Below are 14,583 nucleotides of genomic sequence, written 5' to 3'. Positions count from 1 at the left end.
CATCGCCTCCCGTGCGGACCGAGTTGCGCCGCATCATGGGAAGCCGCTGTTTCAATTGAAACTGTAAAACCCAGGCACGGCGGATCGCAGTTTCAATTGAAACTGTGGTCCTCGTGGGGGTCAGTTGGTGGTGACTCGGAGGATCTTGTCGTCTTCGCCGTTGGACGTCGAGAGGTAGAGGGCGCCGTCGGGGCCTTGGCGGGCTGCTCGGAGGCGGCCGAAGGTTCCGTTCAGCTCCGGTGGGATCAGCACTTCGCGGACCGCGCCGTCGGGGGCGGTGCGGAGCAGGAGGAGCTTGCTGCCGCGGAGGGTCGCGACGGCCAGCACGCCGTCGAGGCGCCCCCACTGCGGGCCGGTCAGGAATGTTGCGCCGCTCGGGGCCAGGCGCTCGTCGCCGGAGGACCACACCGCCCTGATCGCGTCCGGGAAGCGGTGCAGGTTCGTCATCGGCACCGATTCGTCGTAGCCGCTGGTGGTGCCGCCCTGCGACGGGTTCCAGCCGTAGTTCCCGCCCGGCCGCAGCAGGTTGACCTCGTCGTCGTAGGCCGGGCCGTGCTCGGCGATGAACACCTGCCCGTCGGGGCGCGGCGCGACGCCCTGCACGTTGCGGTGCCCGAACGTCCAGATCAGCCGCTCGCGGGGGTCGGGCGAGCTGATGAACGGGTTGTCCGGCAGCGGCGCACCGGTGTCGATGTTCAGCCGCAGCACCTTGCCGCCCAGCGACGTGCGGTCCTGCGGTACGTCGGGGCGGGCGGAGTCGCCGGTGCCCACCAGCAGCGCGCCGTCCGCGGCGAGCGCGAGGCGGCAGCCGGAGTGCCGACCGCTGGGGTTCAGCGGGAGCCCGGTGAGCAGGTCGCCGACGCGGTCCGCGCGCGAGCCGTCCTCGGAGAGCCGCCAGGTGCCCACCCGGACGTCCACCGCCTTGCCGCCGACCTGGTGGGTCTGGCAGGTGAGGAAGCGCCGGTCGGCCGCGAAGTCCGGGTGCACCAGCAGGCCCAGCAGGCCGCCTTCGCCCTTGACCAGCAGGTCGCCGAAGTCGGCTCGGACCGGGTGCACCAGGGCGCCGGGGCGGTGGTCGGCGAGCAGCGCCAGTCGGCCGGGACGTTGGTCGACCAGGGCCGTGCCGTCCGGCAGGAAGCCGATGTCCCAGGGATCTTGCAGGCCGCTGGCGATCACCTCGACGTGCAGCTGCGCACCGGGTTCCGGTGGTGCGGTGCTGGCCGGGGCCGGGCGGCCCGTGCTGTTCCCGCCGCAGCCCGCGAGCGCGAGGAGCAGGACCAACGCGGCGAATCGGCGCAGGAGCACCCGGCCAGTGTGACACCGGGCACCGAACTGGGGCGTGCGTCGGGCCGTCGTGTTCGTGTCGGGGCCGAGTCGTAGTCTGGGACTCCTCGCCCCGTCCGGCGTGGCGTTCGTCCCGGGCAGGGGTGTGCCCGCATTTCGCGATCTCTGCTGCGAGGTAGCTCCATGAGCCAGGCCGGTCCCCTGTGCGGACTGCTCCAAACCGTGCTGCGCGATCCCGCTTTCCAGCAGGTCGTCGGGGCAGCGGGCCGACCACGCCTGGTGCTGGAAGGCCCGGTCGCGGCGCGCTCGCTGGCCGCCGCGTCGCTGGCCGCCGAGGACGGCGCCGCGCGCCCGGTGCTGCTGGTCACCGCCACCGGCCGCGAGGCCGAAGAAGCCGCCGCCGCGGTCTCCGACCTGCTCGGGGCGGGCGGTGTCGCGGTGTTCCCGTCGTGGGAAACCCTGCCGCACGAACGACTTTCCCCGCGCGCGGACACCGTCGGCCGGCGGCTGGCCGTGCTGCGCCGCCTCGCGCACCCCGAAGAGCACGCGGACGGTCCGATCCGCGTGCTGGTGACCACCGTGCGCAGCCTGATCCAGCCGATCGCGCCGGGACTGGGGGAGCTGCGCCCGGTGCGGCTGTCGGTCGGCGTCGAGCACGACTTCGAGGACCTGGTCGCGCAGCTGGCCGCGCTGGCCTACGACCGGGTCGACATGGTGGAGAAGCGCGGCGAGTTCGCGGTGCGCGGTGGCATCGTCGACGTGTTCCCGCCGACCGAGGAGCACCCGCTGCGGGTGGAGTTCTGGGGCGACGAGGTCACCGAGATCCGCCCGTTCGCGGTCGCCGACCAGCGCTCGCTGCCGGAGGCGCAGGACACCGAGCTGTTCGCCCCGGCCTGCCGGGAGCTGCTGATCAACGACCAGGTCGCGGAGCGGGCCGGCAAGCTCGCCGAGCAGCACCAGGCCGACGGCCACCTCGCCGAGATGCTCGGCAAGATCGCCGGCGGCGCCCCGGTCGAGGGCATGGAGGCCCTGATCCCGGCCCTGTGCGAAGGCGAGATGCAGCTGCTGACGGATCTGCTGCCGAGCGGCGCGCACGTGCTGCTGGCCGATCCGGAGAAGATCCACGCCCGCGCCGCGGACCTGGTGCGCACCGGTCAGGAGTTCCTCGAGGCGTCCTGGATGGTCGCCGCGGACGGCGGCAAGGCGCCGATCGACCTGGGCGCGTCGGCCTACCGAAGCCTGGCCGAGGTCGCCGAGCACACCGTGTCCGCCGGCCTGCCCTGGTGGCCGCTGACTCAGCTGACCAGCGAAGAGGGTGAGGACGACGACGAGGTCATCCGCCTGGTCCTCAAGCAGGTCGACGCCTACCGCGGCGAGATCGAGCGGGCCTTCGCCGACCTGCGCGCGCACACCGCGTCGGGCGGGGCGGCGCTGCTGGTGGTGGCCGGTGCGGGCACCGCGCAGCGAGCGGTGCAGCAGCTGCGCGAGGCCGAGCTGCCCGCGCGGCTGGCCGAGGACGGGTTGGCCGACGAGCCCGAGGCCGGGGTCGTGACGGTGGTGCGCGGCGGTCTCGAGGACGGCTTCGCCGCGCCCGGCATCTCGCTGGTGGTGCTCACCGAAGCGGACCTGACCGGCGGTCGCGGCGGGACGTCCACCCGGGACATGCGGCGGATGCCGTCGCGGCGGCGCAACGCGGTCGACCCGCTGGCGCTCAAGACCGGCGACTTCGTGGTGCACGAGCAGCACGGCATCGGCAAGTACGTGGAGATGGTGCAGCGCACCGTCGGCGGCGCCACCCGCGAGTACCTGGTGCTGGAGTACGCGTCGAGCAAGCGCGGTCAGCCCGGCGACCGGCTGTTCGTGCCGACCGATCAGCTCGACGAGGTCAGCCGCTACGTCGGCGGCGAGACCCCGACGTTGAACAAGCTCGGCGGCTCGGACTGGAAGAACACCAAGGCCAAGGCCCGCAAGGCGGTCAAGGAGATCGCCGCGGAGCTGGTGCAGCTCTACGCCGCCCGCCAGTCCTCGCCGGGGCACGCCTTCGGCGCGGACACCCCGTGGCAGCGGGAGCTGGAGGACGCCTTCCCCTACACCGAGACCGGCGACCAGCTGGCCGCCATCGACGAGGTCAAGGCGGACATGCAGCGCGCGGTCCCGATGGACCGGGTGATCTGCGGCGACGTCGGCTACGGCAAGACCGAGATCGCGGTGCGCGCGGCGTTCAAGGCGGTGCAGGACGGCAAGCAGGTCGCCGTGCTGGTGCCGACCACGCTGCTCGCCCAGCAGCACCTGAACACCTTCACCGACCGGATGCGCTCGTTCCCGGTGAACATCAAGGGCCTGTCCCGGTTCACCGATCCGATGGAGTCCGAGCAGACGATCAAGGGCCTGGCCGACGGCGAGGTCGACATCGTGATCGGCACGCACCGGCTGCTGCAGACCGGCATCCGCTACAAGGACCTGGGCCTGGTGATCGTCGACGAGGAGCAGCGCTTCGGCGTCGAGCACAAGGAGCACATCAAGGCCCTGCGCACGCACGTGGACGTGCTGACCATGTCGGCGACACCGATCCCGCGGACGCTGGAGATGAGCATGGCGGGCATCCGCGAGATGTCGACCATCCTCACCCCGCCCGAGGAGCGGCACCCGATCCTGACCTACGTCGGCGCCTACGACCAGAAGCAGGTCGCCGCCGCGATCCGCCGCGAGCTGCTGCGCGACGGCCAGGTGTTCTTCGTGCACAACCGGGTGCACGACATCGAGAAGGTCGCGCGGCAGCTGCGCGAGCTGGTGCCGGAGGCGCGGATCGTCACCGCGCACGGGCAGATGAACGAGGACCGGCTGGAGAAGATCATCCAGGGCTTCTGGGAGCGCGAGCACGACGTGCTGGTGTGCACCACGATCGTCGAGACGGGCCTGGACATCTCCAACGCCAACACGCTGATCGTGGACCGCTCCGACCTGCTCGGCCTCGCCCAGCTGCACCAGCTGCGCGGTCGCGTCGGGCGTGCGCGGGAGCGGGGTTACGCCTACTTCCTGTACCCGCCGGAGAAGCCGCTGACCGACACCGCGCACGACCGCCTGGCGACCATCGCGCAGAACTCCGAGCTGGGCGCGGGCATGGCGGTGGCCATGAAGGACCTGGAGATCCGCGGCGCGGGCAACATCCTCGGCGCCGAGCAGTCCGGGCACATCGCGGGCGTGGGCTTCGACCTGTACGTGCGGCTGGTCGGCGAGGCCGTCGACGCCTTCCGCAAGCACGCCGGGGCCGAGCCCGGCGAGGTGGAGGAGGAGCTCACCGAGGTCCGGGTGGACCTGCCGGTCGACGCGCACATCCCGCACGACTACGTGCCGGGGGAGCGGCTGCGCCTGGAGGCGTACCGCAAGCTCGCTGCGGCGGTCGACGAGGACGCGCTGGACGCGGTGCGCGCGGAGCTGGTGGACCGGTACGGGCCGCTGCCCGAGCCGGTGGAGCGGCTGCTGAAGGTGGCGCGGTTCCGGCAGCTCTGCCGGGAGCAGGGCGTCCGCGAGGTGACGTTGCAGGGCACGTCGCTGCGGCTGGCGCCGCTGGAACTGCTGGACTCCAAGCAGGTCCGCCTCAAGCGCCTGTACCCGAAGGCGGTGTACAAGCCGGCGGTGCGCACGGTCTCGGTCCCGCGTCCGACGGAAGGTGCGGCCGGTGGCCGCATGGGGGCCCCGCCGCTCCGCGACGACGCCCTCCTGGACTGGTGCGCGAAGTTCCTCGCGGACCTCACCACGGCTCCGGCCCCCGTCGCCTGACCCCCCGTCACCCGGGGGGTGGTCGATTTCGCACGAAATTGACCACCATCGTCGGGTGTTGTGCGCCTGGTCTTGAGTTGCCGCCGGGTGCTGGTGGCGTGACCGTTGACCCGGCTCGTCATCGGTCACGAGGAGGCGCGGGATGGCCAGGAAGGGCTCTGAACGGGACGAAGCGCGCGCCCGCATTCCGCGGTCGCCGGAGGCCTTCACCGCCGTGCGCCGCACCGATGCGCTGGTCTTCGGGATCACCGCGCTCATCACGCTGGTCTTCGTCGGGTGGGGCGTGGCCTCCACCGAGTCGCTGGCGGTGGTGTCCAGCTCGCTGCTGTCCTGGCTGGTCACCAACATCGGCTGGGCCTTCGTGCTGGCTTCCACCGGGTTCGTGGTGTTCGCGCTGTGGCTGGCGTTCAGCCGCTACGGCGCGATCCCGCTCGGCCAGGACGACGAGCTGCCGGAGTTCCGCACGGTGTCGTGGATCGCGATGATGTTCAGCGCGGGCATGGGCATCGGGCTGATGTTCTTCGGTGTCGCCGAGCCGCTGGCGCACTTCGTGGAACCGCCGCCGGGCACCGTGGCGCCGCTCAGCGATGCGGCAGTGGAGACCGCGATGGCCACCTCGCTGTTCCACTGGACGCTGCACCCGTGGGCGATCTACGCCGTGGTCGGCCTGGCGATCGCCTACGGCAGCTTCCGCCGCGGCCGGAAGCAGCTGATCAGCGCGGTGTTCACGTCGTTGATCGGCAAGCGGGGCGCTGAGGGGCCGGTCGGCAAGCTGATCGACATCCTGGCCCTGTTCGCGACGCTGTTCGGGTCGGCCGCTTCGCTCGGGCTGGGCACGCTGCAGATCCGCAGCGGCATGCAGGCGGCAGGCTGGATCGGCGCGGTCGGCAACACCGTGCTGGTGCTGATCATCGTGGTGCTGACGATCTGCTTCATCGCCTCGGCGGTGTCGGGCGTGGCCAAGGGCATCCAGTGGCTGTCCAACATCAACATGGTGCTGGCGGCGCTGCTGGCGATCTTCGTCTTCGTGGTCGGCCCGACGGTCTTCATCCTCGACCTGCTGCCCACGTCGGTCGGCGTCTACCTGCGCGACTTCGGGTCGATGGCCTCGCGAGCAGGCGCCACCGGCGGCGCGGCGATGAACGACTGGCTGTCCAGCTGGACGATCTTCTACTGGGCGTGGTGGATCTCCTGGACGCCGTTCGTCGGCATGTTCATCGCCCGGATCAGCCGCGGTCGCACCATCCGCCAGTTCGTCGGTGGCGTGATCCTGGTGCCGAGCGTGGTGAGCCTGGTGTGGTTCGCGATCTTCGGCGGCAGCTCGATCTCCGTGCAGCAGAGCGGCGTGGACGTCTACCGCAGCGGCGGCGAGGAAGCCCAGACGTTCCGGGTGCTGGAGACGTTGCCGCTGGCGTCGATCACCACGGTGCTGGTGATGGTCCTGGTGGCGATCTTCTTCGTCTCCGGTGCGGACGCGGCCTCGGTCGTCATGGGCACCCTGTCGCAGCACGGTTCCATCGAGCCGCAGCGCTGGATCGTCGTGTTCTGGGGTGCCGCGACGGGCGCGGTGGCCGCGATCATGCTCATCGTCGGAGGCGAGAACGCCCTCAGCGGCATCCAGAACCTGACGTTCCTGGCCTCGGCCCCGTTCGCGGTGGTGATGATCCTGCTCTGCGTGGCCCTGATGAAGGACCTCCGCGAAGACCCCCTGATGCAGAGAGGCCTCAAGGGCGCCCAAGTCCTGGAACAAGCGGTCATAGCCGGAACCGAACGCCACGGCGCCGAATTCCAGCTCGAAGTAGGCCCGGTCGAAGAAGAAGACTGAAGGGCACCCCCCGGTCGAAGGTGCCCTTCTGGGGTCAGTCTTCGACTGTGATGGCTCCGGAGGGGCACATCGCTGCTGCTTGGCGGACTGCTTCGGCGTGTTCTTCGGCTGGTTCGGGGTTGAGGAGGACGACGATCCCGTCCTCGTCCCGCTGGTCGAAGACCTGCTCGACGGTCAGGACGCACTGGCCCGCGCCGATGCACTTGTCCTGGTCGGCTGTCACCTTCATGTCTTTCTCCTCGAGTGGGGTTCTACCAGGTCACCGGGAGTTCCGAGACTCCTCCGGTGATGGTGGGGCGGACCGGCAGCTCGTCGGCGTCCTTCGCCAGGCGCAGGCCGGGCAGGCGCCGGGCGAGGGTGGCGAAGACTATCCGGAGCTCGGTGCGGGCGAGGCTGGCGCCGATGCAGAAGTGCGCGCCGTGGCCGAAGCCGAGGTGGGTGCGCTCGGCGCGGTCCGGGTCGAAGGTTTCGGCGTCGGCGTAGGCGGATTCGTCGCGGTTGGCGGAGTTGACCGACAGGATCACCGCGTCCCCGGTGCGGATCGTGGTGCCGCCGACCTCGACGTCGGTGTGCGCGTAGCGCAGCAGTCCGAGGTCTCCGGGGGCGCCCAGCCGCATGATCTCCTCGACGGTGGCGTCGACCCGGCCGTCGGGGTCGGCGGTCAGCGCGGTCCAGTGCTCCGGGCGGGTCATCAGGAACAGCACGCCCAGGCCGATGCGGTTGACCGTGGTCTCGTGCCCGGCGAAGAGCAGTCCGACGCAGAGCCGGACCATCTCGGCGTAGTCGAACGCCTCGTCGGCGCTCTGCGCGCGCACGAGGTCGGAGATCACGTCCTCGCCCAGCTGCCCGCGCTTGGACTCGGCGAGCCCGGCCATGTAGCGGCTGAACTCCTCGCGCGCTCGGTGCGCCTCACCGCCCTCGGACGGGCTGGCCATCCGCTCGGACAGCGCGTGGAAGAGCTCGCGGTCGCTCTCGGGCACGCCGAGCAGCTGGCAGATGACCGCGACCGGCAGCGGGAACGCCAGCCCGGTGTGCAGGTCGACGACGTCCGAGGACTCGCGCTCGGCGATCAGCTGGTCGACGTAGCCGTCGACGAGGTCCTGGACGTGCTGGGAGAGCATCCGCATCCGCTTGGCGGAGAACGCCGGGGTGAGCAGTCGGCGCATCCGCTTGTGGTCGGCCTCTTCGGATTCGTAGGTGCCGGTGGGGCCGTCCTGCACGGCGGCCGTGGTGATGCGCGAGGCCCGCTCCGGCTCGGGGTGGGAGCGCCCGAGGCGCTTGTCGCCGAGCAGTTCGCGGACCTCGTCGTAGCGCGTGACCAGCCACGCCGGGTCGCCCGCTGGCGTGGTGACCGGGGTGACCGGCGCTTCGCGGCGCAGCACCTCGTACAGCGGGGCCAGGTCGAGCACGTTCGGCCTGTCGAAGGGCAGCTGCAGGCGTTCGGCAGCAACGCTCATGGGTCTCCTCCAGCTTTATTTATTGGCGCTCACTGTCAATAATGTTTGGGTCGGTTAAGGTGTGTCAACGCCAGTCCGCCGATGGAGGTGCCGATGGTCGAGCGGACCGCCCGCCGCGGACGCCCCCCGGTGAGCGACGAGCAGCGCCGGCAGCAGCGGCTCGAGATCTCGCGCCACGCGGTCCGGCTGTTCCGGGAGCAGGGCGTGGCGGCGACGTCGGGCGAGCAGATCGCGAAGGCCGCGGGGGTTTCCGAGCGCACGCTGTGGCGCTACTTCCGCAGCAAGGAGAGCTGCGTCGAACCGCTGCTGACCAAGACGATCGAGGCGTTCCAGCGGGTCCTGCGCAGCTGGCCGCCCGAGCTGGAACTCGCCGAGCACCTGCGCGCGGCCTACACGCTCGTGCCCGAGGAGTCCTGGTCCGAGGTCGAAGCGGTCCTGGCGGTCATCCGCATGACCCACGACGAACCGGCGTTGCGCGCGGCCTACCTCGTGCTGCGCGAGCGCGCCGAGCCGACGTTCGTCGAGGTCCTCGCCGAACGCCAGGGAGTTCGCAGCGATGCACTCGAGGTCCGGATGCAGGCGGCGGCGGTGAGCGCGGCCCTGCGGGAGGCGACCGACGAGCTGGTGGCGATCACGGCCGCCGGCGTCGACTCGGAAGTCCTGAACCGGCACCGGGAGCAGCTCGCCGACGCGCTCCACTTCATCACCCGCCCGCCCGGGTAGTCCACAGAGGACGTCCGGGTCCCGCGGCCGGAAATGTGCTGGAGATCAGTTCTGCTCCGGTTGGAACCTCGCGCGCTGTGCGGCGTCTTTACGGGAAAGCCCCGTACGCGAAAGGTGCGACCGAGATGTCCTTGCGCAGCAAGCTGATCCTGGCAGCCGGCACGATGGCGATGTCCGCGTTGGCGGTGACCGGGTGCTCGGCGGGCGCGCAGCCGGCCTCCCCGGCGCCCGCGACCGCCCCGCAGCAGGTGCAGTCCGTGCAGTCCGAGACTTCCTCGTCGGCCGAGACCTCTTCGTCGGAGAGCAGCTTCCAGGCGCCGGTCTCCACCGACAAGCCGGGCATGCGCGCGGGCGTGCACGGCAACGAAGAGCGCGTGGTGTTCGACTTCAGCGGCCTGTCGGGCGTCGACGGCGTCAAGGTGATGAACCACGAGCTCAACGAGACCTCCCCGGTCTGGGGCGGTTCCGGTGAACCGGTCGAGGGCATGACCGGCACGAAGTTCCTGCACATCTACGTCGAGGTGGCGGACCCGGAGCGCCGCACGGCCGAGCCGGCGACCTTCGGCCAGCCGCTGGCCAAGAGCGCGGTGGTGAACGACAACTCGCACGGCACCGGTGAGCTCACGATCGGCCTGTCCGAGGGCGTGGACTACGAGGTCCTGGTCGAGGGCGAGAAGGTCATCGTCAACATGTCCGCCGGCCCGCTCGGCCGCTGATCCCGAGCCCGTGAGTCTTTTGGGCTGTTATGGCGACTCGAAGGACTCACGGGTCATGACCTGCGGAACCGGGCCGATCGCCCATCGAGATCAACCGATGGGACTCCGGAAACCGCCTTCACCGGACGTTGATCTCGTGAGAAGGTGCGGGGTGTGAGCTTCCGCACGCGCCACGGGCGCCTCCTCGCTTCGATCGCCGCGGCCGGATTCCTGCTCGCCGGCTGCGGTTCCGGGCCGAGCCAGGTCGGGGCCGCCGCGATCGTCGGCGACACCCGCATCCCCGTTTCCGATGTGCAGTCCTGGTTCGACGAGCTGCTCGAGCGGCAGCCGGACATCAAGCCGCAGCTGAAGCAGCAGGGCTCGCTCGACGACCTCGGCCGCCAGCTGGCCTCGCAGCTGGTGCGGCAGGAGCTGGTCGAGGAGACCGCGCGCGACGAGCGGCTGACCGTCACCGATCAGCAGGTCGCGGAGCGCGTCGGCCAGCTGGGCGGTCCGCAGGCGGCGACCGAGGGCATGATCTACGGCCCGCGGGAAGCCGGCGAGATGGTCCGCACCCAGATGCTGACCGCGGAGCTCGGGCGCAAGTACATCGACCAGCTGTCGATCACCTTCGACCTGACCCAGGCGAGCACTCGCGGGGAGGCGGAGAAGAAGGCCCGGCAGATGGCGCTCGGACCGCAGCAGGCGGCGGACCTGGTCGCCCAGGACAAGGCGGCCGGGCTGCTGACCGCGACCGACCAGCAGCTGCGCCCGGCGGAGAGCCTGGAGCTGGCGGCCAACACGCCGCTCTTCGGCGCCGAGCCGGGCACCGTGCTGGCCTTCGAGCAGTCGCCGAACAGCGGTCAGTGGCTGGTCGTCCGGGTCAAGGACCGGCAGGTCGATCCGAAGGCCCCGGCGCAGCTGGCCAACGGCGCGGGCGACGACGTGCTGCAGCAGTTCGGGACGTTCCTGCTCGGGGTGACGGCCGACCGGACCGGGGTGCAGCTCAGCCCGCGGTACGGGGTGTGGGACCCGGTGCACCTGACGGCGGTGCCGAACGAGGGCGAGACCACCGGTTTCCGCTTCCCCGCGCAGGCCCCGCAGGCCTGATCGTTGCAGCGGCAACCATTTTCGCGCGTCTGGTCTACGGATGGTGACCAACGACTCGGGGGAAGTGGTCACCTGCCCTGCGCGGACTTGGGACAATCGCCTCATGGACGAGGTTCGGGTGGCCGGAGGTTCGGCGGTGGTCGTGGTCGACGACCGGCTCGGTGAGGTCGTGCCCGCTGCGGCTGTGCCGCTGTTGCGTAACGCCGTTGTGTACGCCGAGCCCGGCCTCGCGCCCGCTGCGCGGGAGGCGCTCGCCGCGCCGGAACCGCCCGCGGACCTGCTGGCGCAGGCCGCGCGCGAACCCGTCGTGCTGTTCGTCGGCGACCTCGGCTGCGCCGACGCCGAAGCGCTGCGCTCCGCCGGCGCCCGCGTGATCGGCGCGCCCGCCCCGGCCGGGGTGGAGCTGCTGGACGCCGTGACCGTGATGGACCGGCTGCGCTCGCCGGGCGGATGCCCGTGGGACGCCGACCAGGACCACGACACGCTGCGCAAGTACCTCGTCGAGGAGGCCTACGAGCTGCTCGACGCCATCGCCGATGGTGATCGGGAGGCGTTGCGCGAAGAGCTCGGCGACGTGCTGCTGCAGGTGCTGTTCCACGCGCGGGTCGCCGCCGAGGACGCGGCCGATCCGTTCGACATCGACGCCGTCGCCGCCGGTCTGGTCAGCAAGCTCGTGTCGCGGCACCCGAACGTGTTCGCCGACGAGAGCTCCGTGCTGGACGCCGAATCGCAGCACGCCCGCTGGGAAGAGCTGAAGCAGCAGGAGAAGCAGCGCGAGTCCATTGTGGATGGTGTGGCGCTGGGGCAGCCCGCGGTGGCGCTCGCCGCGAAGCTGGTGCAGCGCGCCAGCCGCGCCGGGATTCCGGCGGAGGTGCTGCCGCGCGGCGAAGCCGTCGGCGAGGCGCTGTTCGACATCGCGGCGCGGGCCCGGCTCGCCGGCGCCGACCCGGAGGACGAGCTGCGCTCGGTGGCCCTGGCCTTCGCCGAGCGGATCCGCGAAGCCGAGCGGCGAGCCCGGGAGTCCGGGCGGGAACCGTCGGCGCTCGCGGCGGACGAGTGGCGCGAGTTGATGTCGGATTTGTCCGACCCGGTCGCCGTGCGCTCCGAGTCGTGACGCACACTGGCCGCAGGCGCTTCGGCTGACGAACGCGAAATTCGATCAATATCCCCAGGTGGGCGGTGCGCTGGGTTCGACGCCCCGAAGTGTCCTGGCGTGCGAGGGAGGATCTTTGGTGCCGCGTCGGCTCTGGCTGTTGTTATGCCCTGCGCTCACCCTGGTCGCGTCGTGCGCGACCCCCACGCCCCCGCGGGTGGTCGAGTCGCCGTTCTCGCCGCCCACGGCGACCGCCCCGCCGGACCGCGGCATCGAGCCCCCCGAAGTGCAACTGCTCCAACCGGGCGGCCCGCCGCTGCCCCCGTCGCAACGACCGCAAGGCCAGCTCGCGAACTGGTCCGAGTCGATGGCCGACGAGCTCAACATCCCGCGCGCCGCTCTGCAGGCCTACGGCTACGCGCAGCGCTCCATCGAGGACAGCATCCCCGGCTGCGGCATCAGCTGGACGCTGCTGGCCGGCATCGGCTCGGTCGAATCCAGCCACGGCCGGCACGGCGGGGCCAGGCTCGACGAGACCGGCCGTCCGAGCACGCCGATCATCGGGCTGCCGCTGGACGGCAGCGACGGCGTCAAGAAGATCCCGGACGCCGACGGCGGCGAGCTCGACGGCGACCGGCAGTGGGACCGGGCCGTCGGTCCGCTGCAGTTCATCCCGACCACCTGGAACGACTGGAAGGTCGACGCGGACGGCGACGGGGTGGCCGACCCGCAGGACATCGACGACGCGGCCCTCGCGGCGGGCCGCTACCTCTGCAGCGCGGGCGGCGACCTGACCGACGCCGAAGGCTTCTGGAAGGCCCTGCTGACCTACAACCAGAGCCGCGACTACGGCCAGGAAGTCCTGAACTGGGCCGACCACTACGGCCGATCCAGCCACCAGATCCCCGCAGTCGCCAGCGGCCGGTAGCTCCGCCGGTCTGCTCCGCGACCGCTGGTTTCAGCCGCGACTGAACACAGTTTCAATTGAAACTGCACATCCCAGGCACGGCGGATCGCAGTTTCAATTGAAACTGCGGGTCTCGAGGTGTGGACCATCCGCCGGGCGGAGGCTGGAAAGTCGGGCCTACTGCCGAGTAGCCTGTCCCGGTGATCAGGAACACTTCCGGCGTGGTCGCCGCACTCGGGCGGTTGGCCACCGCGTTCGGGCTGCTGGCCGCGATGGTCGTCGGAGTCGCTCTGATCAACGTCCTCGGCGCGCCGTCGTCGGCACCGTGGGCGGGACCGCCGGTCGAGCGAGAACCCGAGCCCGCGCCGGTGGAGCCGGGTTCGACCGCGCCCCCCGTGGAAGAGCCGCTGCCGCAGTCCATCCCCGGCGTCGACCCGGGCCAGCTCGAACCGGGCGCGGACCCGGTGCGCAAGTGGGCCGACGAGGTCGCGACCGTGGTCGACATCCCGGCGCGCGCGATCGTCTCCTACGTCAACGCGGACCTGGCGATGCGCCAGCACCAGCCCGCCTGCCGGATCTCCTGGGCGACGCTCGCCGGCATCGGGCGGATCGAGTCCAACCACGGCCGCTTCGCCGGGCGGATCCTGCGGGAGGACGCCCGATCGTCCAGCCCGATCATCGGGGTGCCGCTCAACGGCGGGCCCGGCGTCCGCGAGATCCCGGACACCGACGGCGGCCTGCTCGACGGCGACGTGGTGCACGACCGGGCGGTCGGGCCGATGCAGTTCATCCCGGGGACCTGGCGGAAGTGGGCCACCGACGGCAACGGCGACGGCATCGGCGACCCGCAGAACCTGGACGACGCCGCGGTCTCGGCAGCCCGCTACCTCTGCGCCAGCGGCCGCGACATGACCACCGGAACCGGCTGGTGGGCAGGCGTGATGACCTACAACAACTCGGTCGAGTACGCCCAGAAGGTCTTCGCGCTCGCCGAGACGTACGCGGAAGCCGGCAACCGCCGCCGCTGAGCGGCGATGACCTCCGGTTCCGCCGGTCGGCGCGCGCTGAGCTGGTCAGAGGCCCTTGGTGGCGATGTGGGCGTTGATCTCGCCGAGCGCTTCCTGGTAGGCCGGGTCCGGGTACATCATCGCGGCCAGCCTGATCTGGGCGCGGGCCTCCTGGAGGCGGCCCTGGCGCTGCAGGGTCCGGCCCAGGACCAGCCGGGCGTAGTGGTCGGACGGGTCGAAGTCCAGGACCCGGAGGAACGCGCGTTCCGCGCGGCGCAGCTGGGCGGAGAAGTAGTACGCGCGGCCCAGCAGCAGCTGCACGCTGGGCTTGTCGGGGTCGACGTCGAGCACCGGTTCGAGGACGCGCAGGGCCTCGAGCGGGCGGCGCTGGCCGAGCAGCTCCTCTGCTCGGCGGAACGCTTCGACAGTGCTTTCGGTCGTCATGGCGGCGACAACGTTACGTGCCGATCCGGTGTTCCGAGACGTCCGACCGGATGGTCTTGGGCGCCGGATCCAGGCCTCCCGGCACGAACATCGGCCGAACGGCGGGTTGCCGGATGGGGGCGAATCGGGCGGCCTGATCGCGAGGCGTGCGAGTCTCCGGCGGCCGTGCTACCGGCCCGGTTAGGCTCGTAGGCGGTCGTCGGGCGTTCGGCCGGTTCGCCGCGCGCGGGAACGCCGCGGCGGTCCGCTTCGTCCATA

The 14,583-nt window shown here is 71.2% G+C and carries 12 protein-coding genes; 8 read left to right on the top strand and 4 right to left on the bottom strand.

The genetic code is table 11. The features are described 5' to 3' along the window. Positions 1–120 precede the first annotated feature (120 nt). The gene (locus tag ABTZ89_RS10490; protein WP_351042654.1) at positions 121–1,299 is read right to left on the bottom strand and encodes a PQQ-dependent sugar dehydrogenase; all 1,179 of its coding nucleotides are present in this window, start codon (positions 1,297–1,299) and stop codon (positions 121–123) included. 168 nt (positions 1,300–1,467) lie between these two features. Here ABTZ89_RS10490 and mfd point away from each other — a divergent pair, with 168 nt between their 5' ends. Both mfd and ABTZ89_RS10480 read left to right on the top strand, forming a co-directional pair. Next, positions 1,468–5,064: a transcription-repair coupling factor gene (gene mfd / locus ABTZ89_RS10485; RefSeq protein ID WP_351042644.1), complete on the top strand. Its 3,597-nt coding sequence runs from the start codon at positions 1,468–1,470 to the stop codon at positions 5,062–5,064. 142 nt (positions 5,065–5,206) lie between these two features. Next, positions 5,207–6,889 (top strand): BCCT family transporter, encoded by a 1,683-nt coding sequence (locus ABTZ89_RS10480; RefSeq protein WP_351042641.1) that lies wholly within the window; start codon positions 5,207–5,209, stop codon positions 6,887–6,889. A 34-nt stretch (positions 6,890–6,923) separates the two neighbouring features. Here ABTZ89_RS10480 and ABTZ89_RS10475 read toward each other — a convergent pair whose 3' ends face one another. Further along, complete coding sequence (locus tag ABTZ89_RS10475; RefSeq protein WP_351042638.1) at positions 6,924–7,118, bottom strand: ferredoxin; 195 nt, start codon at positions 7,116–7,118, stop codon at positions 6,924–6,926. Between the two features lie 22 nt (positions 7,119–7,140). Next, positions 7,141–8,346, bottom strand: coding sequence for a cytochrome P450 (locus ABTZ89_RS10470; protein WP_351042635.1), 1,206 nt, complete (start codon positions 8,344–8,346; stop codon positions 7,141–7,143). Positions 8,347–8,439: 93 nt separating this feature from the next. On the opposite strand from ABTZ89_RS10470, the gene ABTZ89_RS10465 reads away from it, so the two are divergent. From ABTZ89_RS10465 to ABTZ89_RS10440, 6 genes are all read left to right on the top strand, one after another. Continuing rightward, positions 8,440–9,069, top strand: coding sequence for a TetR/AcrR family transcriptional regulator (locus ABTZ89_RS10465; protein WP_270949305.1), 630 nt, complete (start codon positions 8,440–8,442; stop codon positions 9,067–9,069). Positions 9,070–9,194: 125 nt separating this feature from the next. Beyond that, complete coding sequence (locus ABTZ89_RS10460) at positions 9,195–9,785, top strand: AMIN-like domain-containing (lipo)protein (RefSeq protein WP_270949306.1); 591 nt, start codon at positions 9,195–9,197, stop codon at positions 9,783–9,785. A 153-nt stretch (positions 9,786–9,938) separates the two neighbouring features. After that, a complete protein-coding gene (locus ABTZ89_RS10455) occupies positions 9,939–10,874 on the top strand; it encodes a SurA N-terminal domain-containing protein (RefSeq protein ID WP_351042630.1) in 936 nt (311 codons plus the stop codon). Between the two features lie 103 nt (positions 10,875–10,977). Beyond that, positions 10,978–11,988 (top strand): nucleoside triphosphate pyrophosphohydrolase, encoded by a 1,011-nt coding sequence (locus ABTZ89_RS10450; protein ID WP_351042627.1) that lies wholly within the window; start codon positions 10,978–10,980, stop codon positions 11,986–11,988. Between the two features lie 118 nt (positions 11,989–12,106). Then, positions 12,107–12,895, top strand: a complete 789-nt coding sequence (locus tag ABTZ89_RS10445; RefSeq protein WP_351042624.1) for a lytic transglycosylase domain-containing protein — start codon at positions 12,107–12,109, stop codon at positions 12,893–12,895. Positions 12,896–13,074: 179 nt separating this feature from the next. Next, positions 13,075–13,902 (top strand): lytic murein transglycosylase, encoded by an 828-nt coding sequence (locus tag ABTZ89_RS10440; protein ID WP_270949311.1) that lies wholly within the window; start codon positions 13,075–13,077, stop codon positions 13,900–13,902. A gap of 45 nt (positions 13,903–13,947) precedes the next feature. Here ABTZ89_RS10440 and ABTZ89_RS10435 read toward each other — a convergent pair whose 3' ends face one another. Then, positions 13,948–14,325, bottom strand: coding sequence for a tetratricopeptide repeat protein (locus ABTZ89_RS10435; protein WP_270949312.1), 378 nt, complete (start codon positions 14,323–14,325; stop codon positions 13,948–13,950). Between the last annotated feature and the right edge of the window lie 258 nt (positions 14,326–14,583).

Source organism: Saccharopolyspora sp. NPDC002686 (assembly GCF_040295745.1).
GTDB classification, from domain to species: domain Bacteria; phylum Actinomycetota; class Actinomycetes; order Mycobacteriales; family Pseudonocardiaceae; genus Saccharopolyspora; species Saccharopolyspora oryzae.
Note: the sequence above shows the minus strand (reverse complement) of the source record. Positions and strands in the feature narration are given on the sequence as shown.

Coding starts and splice junctions, on each gene's coding strand:
- mfd (WP_351042644.1), top strand. CDS start 1,468: ATGAGCCAGGCCGGTCCCCTGTGCGGACTGCTCCAAACCGTGCTGCGC.
- ABTZ89_RS10480 (WP_351042641.1), top strand. CDS start 5,207: ATGGCCAGGAAGGGCTCTGAACGGGACGAAGCGCGCGCCCGCATTCCG.
- ABTZ89_RS10475 (WP_351042638.1), bottom strand. CDS start 7,118: ATGAAGGTGACAGCCGACCAGGACAAGTGCATCGGCGCGGGCCAGTGC.
- ABTZ89_RS10470 (WP_351042635.1), bottom strand. CDS start 8,346: ATGAGCGTTGCTGCCGAACGCCTGCAGCTGCCCTTCGACAGGCCGAAC.
- ABTZ89_RS10465 (WP_270949305.1), top strand. CDS start 8,440: ATGGTCGAGCGGACCGCCCGCCGCGGACGCCCCCCGGTGAGCGACGAG.
- ABTZ89_RS10460 (WP_270949306.1), top strand. CDS start 9,195: ATGTCCTTGCGCAGCAAGCTGATCCTGGCAGCCGGCACGATGGCGATG.
- ABTZ89_RS10450 (WP_351042627.1), top strand. CDS start 10,978: ATGGACGAGGTTCGGGTGGCCGGAGGTTCGGCGGTGGTCGTGGTCGAC.
- ABTZ89_RS10435 (WP_270949312.1), bottom strand. CDS start 14,325: ATGACGACCGAAAGCACTGTCGAAGCGTTCCGCCGAGCAGAGGAGCTG.